Genomic DNA, 15,005 nt, shown 5'->3' with positions numbered 1-15,005 from the left:
GGGGGGCGGGTATCGAGCCCATGGCGCTGGTCTCGCTCATGGCGCGGCTGGGCTCGGGCGATCCGGTGGAGCTCCGATCGAGCCTCGAGGCGGTGGTCGCGGGCTTCGAGCTTGCGCGCTTCGGCGCCTCCCCGACGCGGTTCGATCCCGCCGAGCTGGAAGCCCTGAGCGCGCGGGTGCTGCACCGGATGGACTACGGGGAGATCGCGGGGACCCTTTCCAGCCTCGGCGTCCCGCCCGACCTCGCGCCCGCCTTCTGGGAGGCGATCCGCGGCAACGTGGCGCAGCGGGAGGAGATTGCCGGCTGGTGGGCGGTCTGCCGGGGGGAATTCGCCCCGGCGGTCGAGGAGGCCGATGCGGCCTTCGTGGCCGAAGCGGTGGCGCTGCTGCCGCCGTGGCCCTGGGACGGCGCGACCTGGGCGGAATGGACCGGGCGGGTGAAGGCGGCGACGGGCCGAAAGGGGAAGTCGCTCTTCATGCCGCTGCGCCAGGCGCTTACCGGGCGAAGCTCAGGTCCGGAAATGGCGACGCTGATGCCGCTTCTGCGCGGGCCATTGTCTGGCGGATAGACGGGAATGCCCGGGCGTTTCTTCCTTACGGCGACTGTTGCCGAGATCGCGGCGGCTTTCGGTGCGGATGTAGGAGGCATGACCGAGGGCGGGGCGCGGGTCGACGTCGCGCCAGGCGAGACGGTGACGGCGGTCGTCGGCGAGGAGGGGCGGCGGCTGGTGGCGATGCGCTGGGGCATGATCCCGATGGGGCGGCGCAATGCGCGCGGGCGCCCGGTGCTGGAGACGATCGTCAATGCGCGCGCCGAGACGCTCTTCGTGAAATCGGCCTTCGCGGATCTGCGGCGCTGCATCCTGCCGGTGAGTGGCTGGTACGAATGGACCGGGACCGCCCGGCGCAAGACGCGCTGGGCGATCTCGGGGGAGGCCGGGTTGCTGGCCTTCGCAGCGATCTGGGATCTCTGGACGGCGCCCGGCGGCGCGGTGCTGCGCAGCCTCGCGACGGTGACGACCGAGCCGAATGTGGATGTCGCGGTGGTGCATCACCGGATGCCGGCGATTCTGGAACCGGCGGACTGGCCGCTCTGGCTGGGTGAGGCCGGTGGCGATGCCGGGGCGCTGCTGCGGCCGTTCCCGGCAGGACGGCTCAGGGTCGAACGAGTTTAGCGGCGGACCGCAATCCGCTGGTTCGACAGGCTGTTTTTCGGGACTGGGATGGTCCGGGGGCGCGCCCGCAGCGCGCCGCCCGGGAAGTCGGTTCAGTCGGCCAGCGCGAGATTGGCGGCGGACTGGCGGCCGTCACGGCCGGATTCGAGGTCGAAGGTGACCTTTTGCCCATCATCGAGATGGGTGAGGCCCGCGCGCTCCACCGCGGAGATGTGGACGAACACGTCCTTGGAGCCGCCTTCGGGCTGAATGAAGCCGAAGCCCTTGGTGGCGTTGAACCATTTCACGGTGCCTTTGGCCATCCGTGGTGTCTCCTGTCTAGTCGCTGCCCGCAGGATTGCGGCAGCCCGGCGCAGTCAGAGCAAGATCGAGAGACTGAAGCCGAAATCGGAGACAGCGGGTCGATTGTCGTAACGTAGCGCGGGGCTTATGCCCGATTCTGCCGCAATTCACAAGAAAAACCGGCGGGCGGGGGTTGGCGGGCGCGCATCGATCCGTTCGGGCCGGCGGGCGGATGCGCGTTCCATGCACCGTGCATGCACGGGGCACGCACCGACGATGCGCGGATATTCCTCCCGCCGGATCAGCCGGTTCCGGGCGATGGCGAAGGCGGTCAGGTGCGGATCGACGCGATCCTGGGCATATACATGCAGGCCCGAAAATTCACGGAGATCGAGGGCGTAGGCAACCGCGGCAAGAAGCACGATCCGATAAGACGCGCTCCCTTGCCCATTCCGGGCCGGGACCTAGGTTTTCCTCGACGCAGCCGGAAGGCTGTCCCCGGACAATGGAGCGCTTGGATGAGCCAGCCGAAGATCGCCGTCATCTTCTATTCCACCTACGGCACCAACCATGCCGTCGCCACTGCGGCCGCGGAGGCCGCCGGGGCAGCGGGGGCCGAGGTCCGCCTGCTCCGGGTCGCCGAAACCGCCCCGAAGGCGGTGGTCGAGGGCCAGGAGGCCTGGAAGGCCCAGCTCGAGAAAATGGCCGACATTCCCGAGGTCGGCCCCGCGGACATGGAATGGGCGGACGGCTATTTCTTCTCCTGTCCGACCCGATACGGGGTTTCCGCCAGCCAGCTGCGCGCCTTCATCGACACGCTCGGCGGATTGTGGCAGGCCGGCAAGCTGTCCAACAAGACCGCGACCGCCACGACCAGCGCGCAGAACCCCCATGGCGGTCAGGAGGCGACGATCCTGAGCCTCTACACGACGCTGATGCATTGGGGCGCGATCATCGTGCCGCCCGGCTACACCGATCCGTCGCTCTTCGAGGCTGGTGGCAATCCCTATGGCTATTCTACCACCGCCGGGGGCTTCGACGACAAGGGGCGCGCCGCCGTCGCGTATCAGGCAAGGCGGCTGGTCGAGTTCACGGCGCGCCTCGTCGCCTAGGTCGACGGCGCGACCGACAGGAGCCGGCTGGGTCCCGTTCCGGCCTCTTCGTGCCGGGGAAAACCGATCCCGGGCTCACGCCGACGGAACACGAGCATTTCCCGATCGGTGCTGCTAGGATCGGCCGGCCCGCTACGGGCACAAAGCATAGGAGGGATTCGCATGGCAGATGGCGTCTACAGGATCGTCGATGTGGTCGGGGTGAGCGAGGTGTCCTGGGAGGACGCGGGTCGCAAGGCTGTGGAGACCGCTGCCGGCTCGCTGCGCGACCTCCGGGTGGCCGAGGTGACGAAGCTCGACATGAAGGTCGAGGACGGAAAGGTCGCGGCGTTCCGCACCCGCGTGGCGCTCTCCTTCAAATACGAGGGCTGAGCGCGCGGCACCCTCGGTGCCGGTGCAGGCCGGTCGCCATGGCACCGGCCGGACGATCCCGCCCCGACAGGCAGGCGCGGCATCGCGCCCACCTGTCGGGGCCTGAGTCGGCGACGACGCCTGTGCCGCCGCTCCCGCCCGCGCCCAGGCGATAGGGGCTACCGGTCCCGGATGGCATTCGTGAATGGCGGGGCGATTGCCCGTACCATACTGCCATTGATTGTGGCCCCGAGGCCCGATCGGTCGCTCCCCTGGCCGCGAGCGGTCAGTAGGGCTTGATTGCGTTCGTTCATGTCCATCGGCCGATCCGGCTTCCTCTTCGGCACGCATCGTACCGGAGGGAAAGATGGCGGACGACTTCATCATCCCCGACTCCCCGCTCAGCCACGGAATCGAGGCCGCCCGGAAGGGCAACTTGGGCGGATTGCGCGTCGGGGCGGCGTCCCTGGTCGCGGAGAAGGGACAGCTTCCCGAGGGCTTCGACGACAAGGACCTGATCGCGATCCTCGAGTTCCTCAAGGCGATCTGCGTCGACACGCGATCCGATACGGCCGGCACCGAGCTCGAGCGGGTGAGCGCGTTCCACCGCAGCGGCACGACGGAATGGAGGATCGACCTCGACCCGGGGTGACAACCAGGTCGAATACGGGCTGATCGGCCTGTCGCTGGCGCTGGTCGTGGATGTGCTCGGCGTGGTCACGCTGCCGGATGGGAGCGCCTTCCCGATGAAGACGGCGGCGGAGGATTGGGGGCTCTCCTTCTAACCCGTTGTCATGACTGCACCGGTGGGCTTGACCGTTTCGGGGCATTCCCTACATCGGGGCGGAGGGAAATTCCGAAGCGGAAAGGTGCCGGAGATGGCGGCGGGCGTGAAGCTGGTCTGTCTCGATTGCGGACAGGTGAACCGGGTGCCGGCCGACCGGCTCGACGCCCGGCCGAAATGCGGCACCTGCGGCGCGGGGCTGATGGAGCCTGCCGTGCGCGAGCTCGACCCGGTGGTGCTCGACAAGGCGGCGCGGACCGATGAGGTGCCGCTGGTGGTCGATTTCTGGGCGCCCTGGTGCGGGCCCTGCCGGATGATGGCGCCGGAATTCGTCAGGGCGGCCGCGGCGCTCGGCGGCCGGGCGCGGCTCGCCAAGATCGACACCGAGGCGCATCCGCGGGCGACCCAAGGACGCAACATCCGCGGCATCCCGACCCTGATCCTATACCGAGGCGGGCGCGAGATCGCCCGCCAGGCCGGGGCGCAGCAGGCGCAGGCCATCGTGGGCTGGGTGCGCAACGCCGCCGGCGTGGCGGCCTGACAGAAATCCGGTCGGATCGGCGCACCGAGACGTCGAGCCTCCCGCCCGTGCTTTTCCAGCGGTGCGACCGGCATCGCGGCACCGACTGCCTTCTGTTGCCGGGGCGGGGCCGGCGTGGTCTTATCGCGCCAGCATCATCCAGCGGGGCCAAGTGACCGACGCGCGCGTTGAGATCGACACCGACGGCCGGGAGACCGTGATCGCGCTGGTCGGGGAGGTCCTGATCGCGCAGGTGGAGGGGCTGCGCGCCAGGCTCGACGCCGTCGCCGGGCCGGGGCCGGCGGTGATCGACCTCCGCCGCGTGGAGCGGCTGGACACCGCCGGGGCGTGGATGATCGCCGACCTGCGCCGGCGCCTGGCGGCCGACGGCGTCGAGACTCGGCTCGCCGGCGCCAGCCGGACCCAGAACGAATTGCTCGAGACGGTGGAGGCGAGCCTGCCGAAGGGGCCGCTGCCGGACCGGCCCCGGCCGGGATTGCGGGACCGGCTTGCGGATTTCGGCGAGGCTACGGTGGCCGCGGGCCTGACGCTCGTCGAGCTCACCGCCCTGCTCGGGGCGGTGATGGCGCGGATCGCGGCGCTCTTCCTCCATCCCGGGCGGCTGCGCTTCACCTCGCTGGTGCATCACATGCAGGAGGCGGGGCTGAACGCGGTGCCGATCGTCTCGCTGATGGCCTTCCTCATCGGCGTCGTGCTCGCCTTCCAGGGGGCGACCCAGCTCCAGCAGTTCGGGGCGGAGATCTTCGTGGTCGATCTCATCGCGCTCTCGATCCTGCGCGAGCTGGGGATCCTGCTGACCGCGATCATCGTGGCCGGGCGCTCGGCCTCGGCCTTCACCGCTGCCATTGGTTCGATGAAGATGCGCGAGGAGATCGACGCCATGCGCACGCTCGGCCTCGATCCGATCGAGGTGCTGGTGCTGCCGCGCATTCTCGCGCTGGTGGTCATGCTGCCGATCCTGGGCTTCGTCGCCGACATCATGGGGCTCGTGGGCGGCGCGCTGATGTCCTGGATCGAGCTCGGGATCTCGCCGGGCATGTTCCAGGCGCGGCTGCTGAACGCCACCGACGCCAGCCACTACGTCACCGGGCTGATCAAGGCGCCGTTCTTCGCCGTGCTCATCGGGCTGATCGGCTGCTACGAGGGGCTGAAGGTCGAGGGCAATGCGGAATCGCTCGGCCGGCTCACCTCGAAATCGGTGGTGCTCGCCATCTTCCTGGTGATCGTGGCGGATGCGGGCTTCTCGATCTTTTACGCGCTGGTGGGCCTGTGACCGAGGCGCCGCGCGAAGCGGTCATCGAGGTGCGGGGCCTGGTGACGCGCTTCGGGACGCATGTGGTGCACAAGGGGCTCGACCTCGACGTCTACCGCGGCGAGGTGCTGGGCGTGGTCGGCGGCTCGGGCACCGGCAAGTCGGTGCTGCTTCGCGCGATCGTCGGCCTGAAGCAGCCGGATTCGGGCAGCGTGCGGGTCTTCGGGACGGACGTGCTGCACGCCAGCGAGGCGGAACGCGCCGCAATCGAGCGGCGCTGGGGGGTGATGTTCCAGGACGGCGCGCTCTTCTCGGCGCTGAGCGTGCAGGAGAACGTCGAGGCGCCGATGCGAGAGCAGCTGCATATCGGTGCCCCGGTCCGCGAAGCGCTCGCTGCGCTCAAGGTGGCGATGGCGGGGCTGCCGCCCGACGCCGGGCCGAAGTTCCCCTCCGAGCTCTCGGGAGGCATGCGCAAGCGGGCGGGACTCGCGCGCGCGCTCGCGCTCGATCCGGAGATCGTCTTTCTCGACGAACCGACCGCGGGGCTCGACCCGATCGGCGCCGCAGCCTTCGACGAGCTTATCCGCAAGCTCACGGATGCGCTTGGCCTGACGGTGTTTTTGGTTACACATGATCTCGACAGCCTGCATGCGATCGCCGATCGCATTGCGGTGCTGTCGCAGAAGAAGGTGCTGGTGACCGGAACCATGCAGGACATGCTCGAGGTCGACGACCCCTGGGTGCGCGAGTATTTCCACGGGCCGCGGGCGCGCGCCGCGCTGGGGCGCGCCTGAGCGATGGAGACGCGCGCCAATTACGTGCTGATCGGCGCGGTGACACTCTTCGGGATCGTCGCGGGGTTCGTCTTCTTCATCTGGCTCGCCAGCGTGCAGGTGGACCGGCAGTACGACCATTACGATATCCTCTTCAACGATGTCTCGGGCCTGTCGCAGGCGGCGGATGTGCGGTTCAACGGATTGTCGGTCGGCCAGGTCGTCTCGCTGAACCTCTACGACAAGGATCCGAGCAAAGTCCGGGTCCGCATCGAGGTCGATGCCAAGACGCCGATCCTGAAGAACACCACCGCGCAGCTGCGCTCGCAGGGCGTGACCGGGGTTTCCTATGTGGCGCTGAGCGGCGGGACCGGCGATTCCGAGCCGCTGGTCGGCGCGGACGGCGGGGTGCCGCTGATCGTCGGCCAGCGCTCGCTGGTCGACCAGCTCAGCGAGGACGCGCCGGATCTGCTGAGCGAGGCGCTCAAGGTCATCAAGGACATCCAGGCCTTCACCGGCGGCGAGAACCAGGCCTATGTCGCGGGCATCCTGAAGAACCTCGACGACGCCTCCGGGCGGCTCGACGCGGCGCTGAACGATTTCTCCTCGATCACCAGGACCGTCGCCTCGGCGACCTCGCAGATCTCGGCCTTCACCGACCGACTCGACCCGATCAGCAAGTCCCTGCAGACCGCGCTCGATGGCGCCGACGAGACCATGACGGTAGTGCGCGAGGCCTTCGCGGAATCGAAGACCACGCTGACCACGGCCACCGAGGCGCTCGGCAAGGCCGGCAGCGCCTTCGAGGGTGCCGAGGGGCTGATCCGCGAGCAGATCCCGAAGCTCGTGACCGAACTCGACGCGACGGTGGTGAGCCTGAGGGATGCGATCGACGGGATCGAGGGCGAGCTGCGCTCGGTGCTCGCGAGCTTCGGGGCGGTGGGGCAGACCGCGGATGCGCGGCTGGTGGAGCTCAAGACCACGCTCTCAGCGCTCGACACCACGCTGGCCAATGCCGATTCGGCGCTGAAGGCGGTCGAGGAAGCCTCCGACAGCTTCGACCAACTGGTCGACGGCGACGGGGTGACGCTGGTCGCCGAGGCCCGCGACGCGCTCGCCAAGGCCGACAGCGCGCTCGACACGATCGGGCAGGTGGTCGATAACGACCTGCCGGGAGCAATGGCGGATCTGCGCGCGGCCGCCGGGACCGCCAACCGGGTGATCGGCACGGTGGGCGACGAGGTCACCGCCTTCACCGGCAGTCTCGAGCCTCTGTCGCGGAACGCCGACGAGGTGCTGACGACCGCCACCGCGGCGCTGACGGACGCGCGCGGGACGCTGGCGCGGCTCGACACCACGCTCTCCGGGGCCGATGCGGCATTGAATTCGATCACGACCGCGACCGACACCGCCGGCACGCTCATCGAGGGCGACGGGGCGGCGCTGGTCGCCGAGGCGCGGGCGACGCTCGCCAGGGCCGATGTCTCGATCGCGGCCATCGGCCGGGTGGTGACCGACGACGTGCCGGGCATCGTCGCCGACATCCGTTCGGCGAGCGACACCGCCAACCGGGTCATCGGCACGGTCGGCGACGAGCTGACGGATTTCACCGGCCGCCTCGCGCCGCTCTCCCAGGAGGCGGAGGCGGCGCTGAGCGCGGCGACCGAGACCTTCCAGGACGCGAACGCGACCCTCGGCCGGATCGATGCCGCGATCGGCGCAGCGGAAGCCGCGCTGACCGCCGCCGAGGGCACCTTCACCAGCGCCAATCGCATCATCGACGAGGAGGTCGCCCCGACCGCCGAGAGCATCCGCACGGCGGCCTCGGAACTCGGCACCGCGGTCTCGGACGTCGCCGCCGACCTGCCGGCGGTGACGGCCGAGCTGCGCGCCACGATGGCCCGGGCGAGCGACGTGGTCGAGCGCATCGACGCCGTGGTCGCGGCCAGCGCGCCGGGGGTGCAGAGCTTCGCCCAGACCGGGCTGCCGGAATTCGTGCGCTTCACCCAGGAGGCCCGGTCGCTGGTGGCGAGCCTCGAGCGCATCGCCACGCGGCTGGAGCGCGATCCGGCGCGGTTCCTGCTGGGCAACCAGCCGCCGGATTTCAGGAGGTGAGGCGCCCATGACCCTGTTCCGCGGGCTTCGCGCCCTCGCCCTGGCCCTGATCCTGCCGCTGGTCGCGGGATGCGCCGCGGTCTCCTCGCTCGATTCCGCTGCACGCTCCCTCGACACCTTCGAGATGCTGCCGCTGCCCCCGGCGGGCGGCTCGGGCGCGCCTTCGGGGCGCACGCTCTATGTCGCGGTGCCGACCGCCTCTGCGGCCATCGCCTCCGACCGCATCATGGTCAAGCCGAACCCGCTGCAGATCGCCTTCCTGCCGGCATCGCGCTGGGTGGACGAGCTTCCCCTGCACGTGCAGTCGCTCCTGGTACGCTCGCTGGCCAATACCGGGCGCATCGGCTTCGTGACGTCGCAGACCGCCGGCCCCCTCCCGGATTACGTGCTCCAGACCGACATCGAGGCTTTCCAGGCCGAGGTGATGCCTGCGGGTGACAGCGGCGGGCTCGCGGTCGTGGTGCGGCTGAACCTGACGCTCTCGCGCGACGTGGACGGCCGCACCCTGGCGCGGCGCAGCTTCGCGGCCAGCGCGATCGCGGCGAACGACGATCCGCTGACCGTGGTCTCGGCCTTCAACACCGTGATGACGCGCCTTCTCGGCGAGACCGCGTCCTGGACGGTCGGCGTGATCGGAGGACGCCCCGCGGGCTGAATCGGCGCCCGGCTCCGGCCCCGGCGGGCCGGGGAGCGAGGGGGCGAATCGCCTCGACATCGGCGGCCATTGATGATCCATCTTGGCCATTGTTTCTGATTCAGGGACCGCGTCGCGGATGATTGCAGGGGCGAGATCGCCGGGCGGTTTCGGTTGCGGGTCGGGGCCGATATGGCGGTAAGTACCGTCCCGCCGCTTGCGGACCGCCGGCTCGCGGCGATCCTGCTGTCGCTGGTGGCGTTGCTGATCTTCACCGGGGTGGATACCTGCGCCAAATGGCTGGTCCAGGCGGGGCTACCGATCCCGCAGCTGGTCTTCTCCCGCTACGTGGGGCATCTCGCACTGGTGCTCGTGCTCGCCTTCATGGCCGGCGAGGGGCTCTGGCGCACGGAGAACCGCGGCACGGCACTCCTGCGCGGCGGGGCGCTGCTCGCCAGCACGGTGACGAACTTCTGGGCGCTGAGCTATCTGCCGCTGGCGACAACCGCCGCGATCCTCTTCACCTCGCCGCTCTGGGTCTGCCTCCTGTCGATCCCCATGCTGGGCGAGCGCGTCGGGCCGCGGCGCTGGATGGCGATCGGCGTCGGCTTCATCGGCATTCTGGTGGTCACCAGGCCGCTCTCGGGCAGCGCCCATTGGGCGATGCTGCTCTCGCTGGTGGCCTCGGTGTGCGTCGCGCTCTATTCGATCCTGACCCGGAGGCTGGCCGGGCGGGAAAGCACCGCGACGCTGCAATTCTACGCCGCGCTGATCGCGACGCTGGGCACCGCGCCCCTGGCCCTGGGCGACTGGCACTGGCCGACCGACGCCCCGGGCTGGCTTGCCCTGGCGCTGATCGGGGTCTTCGGCTGGGGCGGGCATCAGCTCCTGACGGTGGCGCATCGCTTCGCGCCGGCCTCGGTGCTCGCTCCCTTCGTCTATGTGCAGATCGTCTTCATGGCCGCCTCGGGCTGGATCATCTTCGGCGATGCGCCGGACGGCTGGGTAATGGCCGGCGCCGGGATCGTGGTGGCGAGCGGCTTCTATATCTGGCTGATCGAACGGCAGCAGGCGCGCCGGGCGCCTTCGGCCGAGGTCGTCGAATCGGCCCTGTGAAGCCGGGATTGCGAAGGGGAGCCCACGGATGCCGCGTTTCGCCGCCAACCTGACGATGCTCTTCACCGAGCGGGCCTTCGTCGATCGGTTCGGCGCGGCCGCGGCGGCGGGATTCGAGGGCGTGGAGTTCCTCTTTCCCTATGCGGAGGCGGCCGGGATCCTGCGCGAGCGCCTCGACGCCGCGGGGCTCGCGCTCGCGCTCTTCAACGCGCCGCCGGGGGATTGGGCGGCGGGCGAACGCGGGTTCGCGGCGCTGCCGGGGGAGGAGGCCCGTTTCGAACGGAGCTTCGCGCAGGCGCTCGACTATGCGCGGGTGCTGCGCCCTGGGCGGCTGCATGTCATGGCGGGCATCGCCACGGGGCCGGCGGCGCGCGCCACCTTCGTGGCGAACCTGCGGCGGGCCGCGGCGGCGGCGCCGGACATGGTCCTCACCATCGAGCCGCTCAATGCCCGCGACATGCCCGGCTACCATCTTGCGTCCAGCGACGAGGCGTTGCGGGTGATCGAGGCGGTTGGGGCGGAGAACCTGAAGCTGCAGTTCGACCTCTATCACACGCAGATCTCCGAAGGCGACCTGACGCGCCGCATCGAGGCGCTGGCGCCGGTGATCGGCCATGTGCAGATCGCCGGCGTCCCCGACCGCGAGGAGCCGGACCGGGGCGAGCTCGCGCTGGGGCATCTGATGGACGTGCTGGATTCGGTGGGCTACGAGGGCTGGGTGGGCTGCGAATACCGGCCCGCGGGACGGACCGAGGACGGTCTGGGCTGGCTCGCGCCCTGGCGGCGCGGCGAAATTGTCGGGGGAGGGGACGAATGAGCGAGGCGAAGATCGTGCTGGTCACGGGCGCGAGCCAGGGCATCGGGGCGGCCACTGCCGGCGCCTTCGCCCGGGCCGGCCATCAGGTCGTGCTGGCGGCGCGCGGACCGGAGAAGCTCGCGGCCGCCAAGGGGGCCCTCGGAGAGGCCGGCGCGCGCTGCCTCGGCGTGCCCTGCGACGTCACCGATCCGCAATCGGTGGAGGCGCTCTTCCGCACCATCGGCGAGCGCTTCGGGCGGCTCGACGTGGTGTTCAACAACGCCGGCAGCAATGTGAGCACCACGCTGGTGGGCGACATCACCTGGGAGGAATGGCGCCGGGTGGTCTCGGTCAATCTCGACGGCGCCTTCCTGATCGCCAGTGCCGCCTTCCGCATGATGCGCGGCCAGGATCCGCGGGGTGGGCGGATCATCAACAACGGCTCGATATCGGCGCATGTGCCGCGCTACGGCTCGGCGCCCTATACCGCCTCGAAGCACGCCATCACCGGGCTCACGCGCAGCATCTCGCTCGACGGGCGCGCGTTCGACATCGCCTGCGGCCAGATCGACATCGGCAACGCCGCCTCGGCGATGACCGCGCGCATGAGCGGCGGCGTGCCGCAGGCGGACGGCACGCTGAAGGCCGAGCCGACCATCGACGTGACCCATGTGGCCGATACCGTGGTGCAGATGGCGGCGCTGCCGCTCGACGTGAACGTGCAGTTCATCACCATCATGGCGACGACGATGCCCTTCATCGGACGGGGCTGACGGCGGCCGGCGACACCGGTCGCGCGCCGGCAAGTCCGGCGGCGCGGTCCTATCCGGCTTGGCGCCGCGCCCGCGTGGCGGCGAGCGGCAGGGCGAGGCAGGGGGCGCCGGTCAGGATTGCGCATGCCTCCGGGCCGAAGAGCCCGGCCAACTCCGGCCGACCGGCGTCGAGGCCGCCGGTATAGGCGCCGAAGGCCGGAAGCATCAGCCGGCGACCATCATGCAGGAAGCAGGGGCGCGACAGGCCGCGGCCGCCGAGCGCGAGGCGGAGCTTCGGGTGATAATGGCCGGAGACCTCGCCGGGCGCGGCCTCGGCCAGCGCGGCATGGCGGAAGCGAAGCGCCCCGCGGCCATGCTCGGCGAGATGCCGGCCGCCGAGCGGGATCGGCCCGGGATCGTGATTGCCTGCGATCCAGATCCAGTCGCGCCCGGCCATCAGCACCAGGAGCTGCGCCATATCGGCCTCCGCCAGGCCCCCGGCGCTCGCCACGTCGTCGAAGCTGTCCCCGAGGCAGAGCACGGTCGCGGGCGCGAGTCGGGCGATCTCGGCGCCGAGCCGGTCGAGGGTCTCGGCGGTCTCGTAGGGCGGCAGCAGCGTGCCGCCGCGCCGGGCGATGCGCTCGGACTTTCCCAGATGCAGGTCGGAGACGCAGAGCAGCCGCTCCTCCGGCCACCAGAGCGCGCCGGAGGAGCGGGCCACCAGCCGGGCCCCGGCGAGAAGCAGGGGGATCTCGTCCATCGCCCGGGCATGCCCGAGCTTGCGCCGCGGGGCAAGGGCGATCCCGACCTCAGGGTGCGAGCCCCGCCTCCGCCAGCAGCGCCTCGGCGGCGCCGGCGACCAGGCGCGCCTCGGCCCGGCCCTTGATGGGAACGCGGCCGACCTCGAGCAGGAGCGGCGCGGCGAGCGGCGTGACATGGGGCGCGCGCACCACGTCGATGCGCCCCGCGACGCGGGTCAGCATCTCCTCGATGCGGCCGAAATCGACCAGCCCGCGCCCCGCCTCGGACCGAGTGATGCGCAGCAGCAGGTGATCGGGATCGTGGCGGCGGAGGGTGTCGTAGAGGATGTCGGTGGAAAAGGTCGCCTGCCGGCCGGTCTTGCGCGCCCCCGGCAGGTTCCTCTCGATCAGCCCGGCGATGGTGGCGGCGTTGCGGAAGGTGCGCTTCATCACCGCATTCTCGCCGAGCCAGCCCTCGAGCCCCTCGCGCAGCTCGCCCGGCGCGAGCAGGGCGGCGGGGTCGGTGACGCGCGCGAGGCCCCAGATCAGCAGGGCATAGTCGGTGGCGACGAAGCCGAGAGGGTCGAGGCCCGCCGCCTCCATGCGCCGGGTGACCAGGAGCCCGAGCGTCTGATGGGCGTTGCGGCCGGCGAAACCGTAGAGGCAGAGATGCTCGCGCTCGCCGCGGCGGAAGGTCTCGGTGAGCAGACGGCCCGGCTCCGGCAGGCGGCTGACCCTGGCCTGGAGCGCCAGCCAGCCGCGCATGTAGGGCGGCAGCGCCTTCCAGGCGGCGGGATCGGCGAGCAGGGCCACGACGCGCTGCGAGAGCCGGGTCGAGGTGGCGAGCTTGGTGCCCATGAAGATCGCGATCTTCGGCGCGCGCGACGGCGCGCGGCTGACCTCCACCACCATCTCGCGCAGGCCCTCGTAGCGCACGGTCTCGCCGCCGATCAGGAAGGTGTCGCCGGGCACCAGGCTCGCGGCGAAATCCTCCTCGACCTCGCCGAGGGCCAAGCCGAAGCGGCCCTTGAGCCGCACCGAAAGCGTCTCGGTGTCGACGATGGTGCCCACGTTCATGCGGATCATGCGCGCCCGGCGCGGGTCGCGCAGCGACCATGAGCCCTCGCGCTCCACCAGCCGTCGCCAGCGGTCGTAGGCCTTGAGCGCGTAGCCGCCGGTGGCGCAATACTCGAGGCAGGCGTCGAAATCGGCGCGGGCGAGGTCGCGGTAGGGTCCGGCGCCGCGTACCTCGGCGAAGAGCGTATCGGCCTCGAAGGGCCCGGCGCAGGCGGTGAGCAGCATGTGCTGGCAGAGCACGTCGAGGGGCCCCGGCCCGCGCGGCTCGCCGTCGAGGTCGCGGGCGCGCACCGCGTCGAGCGCGGCGCGGCATTCGACCACCTCGAAGCGGTTGGCCGGCACCAGCACCGCGCGGGAGGGGGCGTTGTAGCGGTGGTTGGCGCGGCCGATGCGCTGCACGAGCCGCTTGACGTTCTTCGGCGCGCCGACCTGGATCACCAGGTCGACGCTGCCCCAGTCGATGCCGAGATCGAGCGAGCCGGTGGCGACGATGGCGCGGATCTCGCCGGCGACCATCGCCGCCTCGACGCGGGCGCGCGCCTCGCGCGAGAGCGAGCCGTGGTGCAGGCCGATCGGCAGGCCCTCGTCGTTCTCAGCCCAGAGCGCCTGGAAGAAAAGCTCGGCCTGGGCGCGGGTGTTGATGAAGACGAGCGTGGTGGTGGCGGCGCGGATCAGTTCCATCACCGCCGGTGCGGCGTGCCGCGCCGTCTGGCCGGCCCAGGGCGGCGGCGCGCCGGTGTCGAGGATGGTGATGTCGGGCTCCGGGCCCGGGTCGGCCTCGAGGATGCGCGCGCCGCCGCCGAGGAAGGCGGCCAGCGCCGGCGGGTCCTCGATTGTGGCGGAGAGGCCGATCCGCCGCAGGCCGGGCGAAAGCGTCTGCAGGCGGGCGAGCCCGAGCATCAGCTGGTCGCCGCGCTTCGATTCCGCCAGCGCATGGATTTCGTCGACGATCACTCGTGCGACGCCCCCGAAAATCGCCGGCGCCTCCGGGTAGGAGAGCATGAGCGCGAGCGATTCCGGTGTGGTCAGCAGGATGTGCGGCGGATCGCTGCGCTGGCGGGCGCGCTGGGTCGCGCCGGTGTCGCCGGTGCGGTCCTCGACGCGGATCGCCAGCGCCATCTCGGCGAGCGGGGTCCCGAGATTGCGGCGGATGTCGGCGGCGAGCGCCTTGAGCGGCGAGACATAGAGCGTGTGCAGCCCCGGGGGCGGCGCGGGGCCGAGTTCGACCAGGCTCGGCAGGAAGCCCGCCAGCGTCTTGCCGCCGCCGGTCGGCGCGATCAGCAGCGTCGCGGGTTCGGCGGCGCGGGCGAGGAGCTCGAGCTGATGCGGATGTGCGGCCCAGCCGCGCGCCGCGAACCAGCCCGCGAAGGGCTCGGGAAGGGCAGGGGCGCCGGTCCCGGGGCTCACGCGGGCGCTCCCGGCGCCGGCCCCTGCCAAGCGCGCGCCGCGGCCTTCTCCCGATGCCCGGCCCCGGGGCCGCGAAGCTGGTCCGGGCGACGGGCCGC

Annotated in this window: 16 protein-coding genes and 1 pseudogene; 13 read left to right on the top strand and 4 right to left on the bottom strand. The window is 71.0% G+C overall.

Features of this window, described 5'->3' with window-relative positions; all coding sequences use genetic code 11:
• Positions 1–569 (top strand): annotated as a pseudogene (locus V7050_RS03330) (glutamate--tRNA ligase); the annotation flags it as partial.
• Positions 570–575: 6 nt separating this feature from the next.
• Positions 576–1,175: an SOS response-associated peptidase gene (locus V7050_RS03325; protein ID WP_324365622.1), complete on the top strand. Its 600-nt coding sequence runs from the start codon at positions 576–578 to the stop codon at positions 1,173–1,175.
• Positions 1,176–1,267: 92 nt separating this feature from the next.
• Here the strand turns inward: V7050_RS03325 and V7050_RS03320 are convergent, their stop codons facing one another.
• Complete coding sequence (locus tag V7050_RS03320) at positions 1,268–1,477, bottom strand: cold-shock protein (protein WP_324365625.1); 210 nt, start codon at positions 1,475–1,477, stop codon at positions 1,268–1,270.
• Positions 1,478–1,624: 147 nt separating this feature from the next.
• A complete protein-coding gene (locus V7050_RS03315; protein WP_324373820.1) occupies positions 1,625–1,879 on the bottom strand; it encodes a hypothetical protein in 255 nt (84 codons plus the stop codon).
• A 96-nt stretch (positions 1,880–1,975) separates the two neighbouring features.
• Between V7050_RS03315 and wrbA the strand changes: the two genes are divergently transcribed.
• The 11 genes from wrbA (at position 1,976) to V7050_RS03260 (ending at position 11,704) form a co-directional block, all read left to right on the top strand.
• On the top strand, positions 1,976–2,569 hold the full coding sequence (gene wrbA / locus V7050_RS03310; RefSeq protein WP_324365626.1) for an NAD(P)H:quinone oxidoreductase: 594 nt from the start codon (positions 1,976–1,978) through the stop codon (positions 2,567–2,569).
• Positions 2,570–2,731: 162 nt separating this feature from the next.
• Positions 2,732–2,941 (top strand): dodecin family protein, encoded by a 210-nt coding sequence (locus V7050_RS03305; protein WP_324365628.1) that lies wholly within the window; start codon positions 2,732–2,734, stop codon positions 2,939–2,941.
• 346 nt (positions 2,942–3,287) lie between these two features.
• A complete protein-coding gene (locus V7050_RS03300; RefSeq protein WP_324365630.1) occupies positions 3,288–3,572 on the top strand; it encodes a hypothetical protein in 285 nt (94 codons plus the stop codon).
• Between the two features lie 226 nt (positions 3,573–3,798).
• Complete coding sequence (locus V7050_RS03295) at positions 3,799–4,245, top strand: thioredoxin domain-containing protein (protein WP_324365632.1); 447 nt, start codon at positions 3,799–3,801, stop codon at positions 4,243–4,245.
• Positions 4,246–4,396: 151 nt separating this feature from the next.
• Entirely contained in the window at positions 4,397–5,518 is a 1,122-nt protein-coding gene (locus V7050_RS03290) for an MlaE family lipid ABC transporter permease subunit (RefSeq protein WP_324365634.1), read from the top strand.
• Positions 5,515–6,291: an ABC transporter ATP-binding protein gene (locus tag V7050_RS03285; RefSeq protein ID WP_324365636.1), complete on the top strand. Its 777-nt coding sequence runs from the start codon at positions 5,515–5,517 to the stop codon at positions 6,289–6,291. Before V7050_RS03290 ends, V7050_RS03285 begins: the two co-directional genes overlap by 4 nt.
• A gap of 3 nt (positions 6,292–6,294) precedes the next feature.
• Positions 6,295–8,385, top strand: a complete 2,091-nt coding sequence (locus V7050_RS03280) for an MlaD family protein (protein WP_324365638.1) — start codon at positions 6,295–6,297, stop codon at positions 8,383–8,385.
• 7 nt (positions 8,386–8,392) lie between these two features.
• Positions 8,393–9,040 carry an ABC-type transport auxiliary lipoprotein family protein gene (locus tag V7050_RS03275; RefSeq protein WP_324365640.1) on the top strand — a complete coding sequence of 216 codons (648 nt, stop codon included), beginning with the start codon at positions 8,393–8,395 and terminating at the stop codon, positions 9,038–9,040.
• A 171-nt stretch (positions 9,041–9,211) separates the two neighbouring features.
• Positions 9,212–10,135 carry a DMT family transporter gene (locus tag V7050_RS03270; protein WP_324365642.1) on the top strand — a complete coding sequence of 308 codons (924 nt, stop codon included), beginning with the start codon at positions 9,212–9,214 and terminating at the stop codon, positions 10,133–10,135.
• A 28-nt stretch (positions 10,136–10,163) separates the two neighbouring features.
• On the top strand, positions 10,164–10,952 hold the full coding sequence (gene otnI / locus V7050_RS03265; protein WP_324365645.1) for a 2-oxo-tetronate isomerase: 789 nt from the start codon (positions 10,164–10,166) through the stop codon (positions 10,950–10,952).
• Positions 10,949–11,704 (top strand): SDR family oxidoreductase, encoded by a 756-nt coding sequence (locus V7050_RS03260; RefSeq protein WP_324365647.1) that lies wholly within the window; start codon positions 10,949–10,951, stop codon positions 11,702–11,704. The genes otnI and V7050_RS03260 overlap by 4 nt, the downstream gene beginning before the upstream one ends.
• 49 nt (positions 11,705–11,753) lie before the next feature.
• On the opposite strand, the gene pdeM is transcribed toward V7050_RS03260, so the two are convergent.
• Together pdeM and V7050_RS03250 are read right to left on the bottom strand one after the other, a co-directional pair.
• Entirely contained in the window at positions 11,754–12,443 is a 690-nt protein-coding gene (pdeM, locus tag V7050_RS03255; RefSeq protein WP_324365650.1) for a ligase-associated DNA damage response endonuclease PdeM, read from the bottom strand.
• Between the two features lie 49 nt (positions 12,444–12,492).
• Positions 12,493–14,907 (bottom strand): ligase-associated DNA damage response DEXH box helicase, encoded by a 2,415-nt coding sequence (locus tag V7050_RS03250; RefSeq protein WP_324365652.1) that lies wholly within the window; start codon positions 14,905–14,907, stop codon positions 12,493–12,495.
• Positions 14,908–15,005 lie beyond the last annotated feature (98 nt).

The organism is Amaricoccus sp. (assembly GCF_036846665.1).
In the GTDB taxonomy this organism is placed as follows: domain Bacteria; phylum Pseudomonadota; class Alphaproteobacteria; order Rhodobacterales; family Rhodobacteraceae; genus Amaricoccus.
Note: the sequence above shows the minus strand (reverse complement) of the source record. Positions and strands in the feature narration are given on the sequence as shown.

Coding starts and splice junctions, on each gene's coding strand:
- V7050_RS03275 (WP_324365640.1), top strand. CDS start 8,393: ATGACCCTGTTCCGCGGGCTTCGCGCCCTCGCCCTGGCCCTGATCCTG.
- pdeM (WP_324365650.1), bottom strand. CDS start 12,443: ATGGACGAGATCCCCCTGCTTCTCGCCGGGGCCCGGCTGGTGGCCCGC.
- V7050_RS03295 (WP_324365632.1), top strand. CDS start 3,799: ATGGCGGCGGGCGTGAAGCTGGTCTGTCTCGATTGCGGACAGGTGAAC.
- wrbA (WP_324365626.1), top strand. CDS start 1,976: ATGAGCCAGCCGAAGATCGCCGTCATCTTCTATTCCACCTACGGCACC.
- V7050_RS03305 (WP_324365628.1), top strand. CDS start 2,732: ATGGCAGATGGCGTCTACAGGATCGTCGATGTGGTCGGGGTGAGCGAG.
- V7050_RS03260 (WP_324365647.1), top strand. CDS start 10,949: ATGAGCGAGGCGAAGATCGTGCTGGTCACGGGCGCGAGCCAGGGCATC.
- V7050_RS03280 (WP_324365638.1), top strand. CDS start 6,295: ATGGAGACGCGCGCCAATTACGTGCTGATCGGCGCGGTGACACTCTTC.
- otnI (WP_324365645.1), top strand. CDS start 10,164: ATGCCGCGTTTCGCCGCCAACCTGACGATGCTCTTCACCGAGCGGGCC.
- V7050_RS03320 (WP_324365625.1), bottom strand. CDS start 1,477: ATGGCCAAAGGCACCGTGAAATGGTTCAACGCCACCAAGGGCTTCGGC.
- V7050_RS03300 (WP_324365630.1), top strand. CDS start 3,288: ATGGCGGACGACTTCATCATCCCCGACTCCCCGCTCAGCCACGGAATC.
- V7050_RS03325 (WP_324365622.1), top strand. CDS start 576: ATGCCCGGGCGTTTCTTCCTTACGGCGACTGTTGCCGAGATCGCGGCG.
- V7050_RS03270 (WP_324365642.1), top strand. CDS start 9,212: ATGGCGGTAAGTACCGTCCCGCCGCTTGCGGACCGCCGGCTCGCGGCG.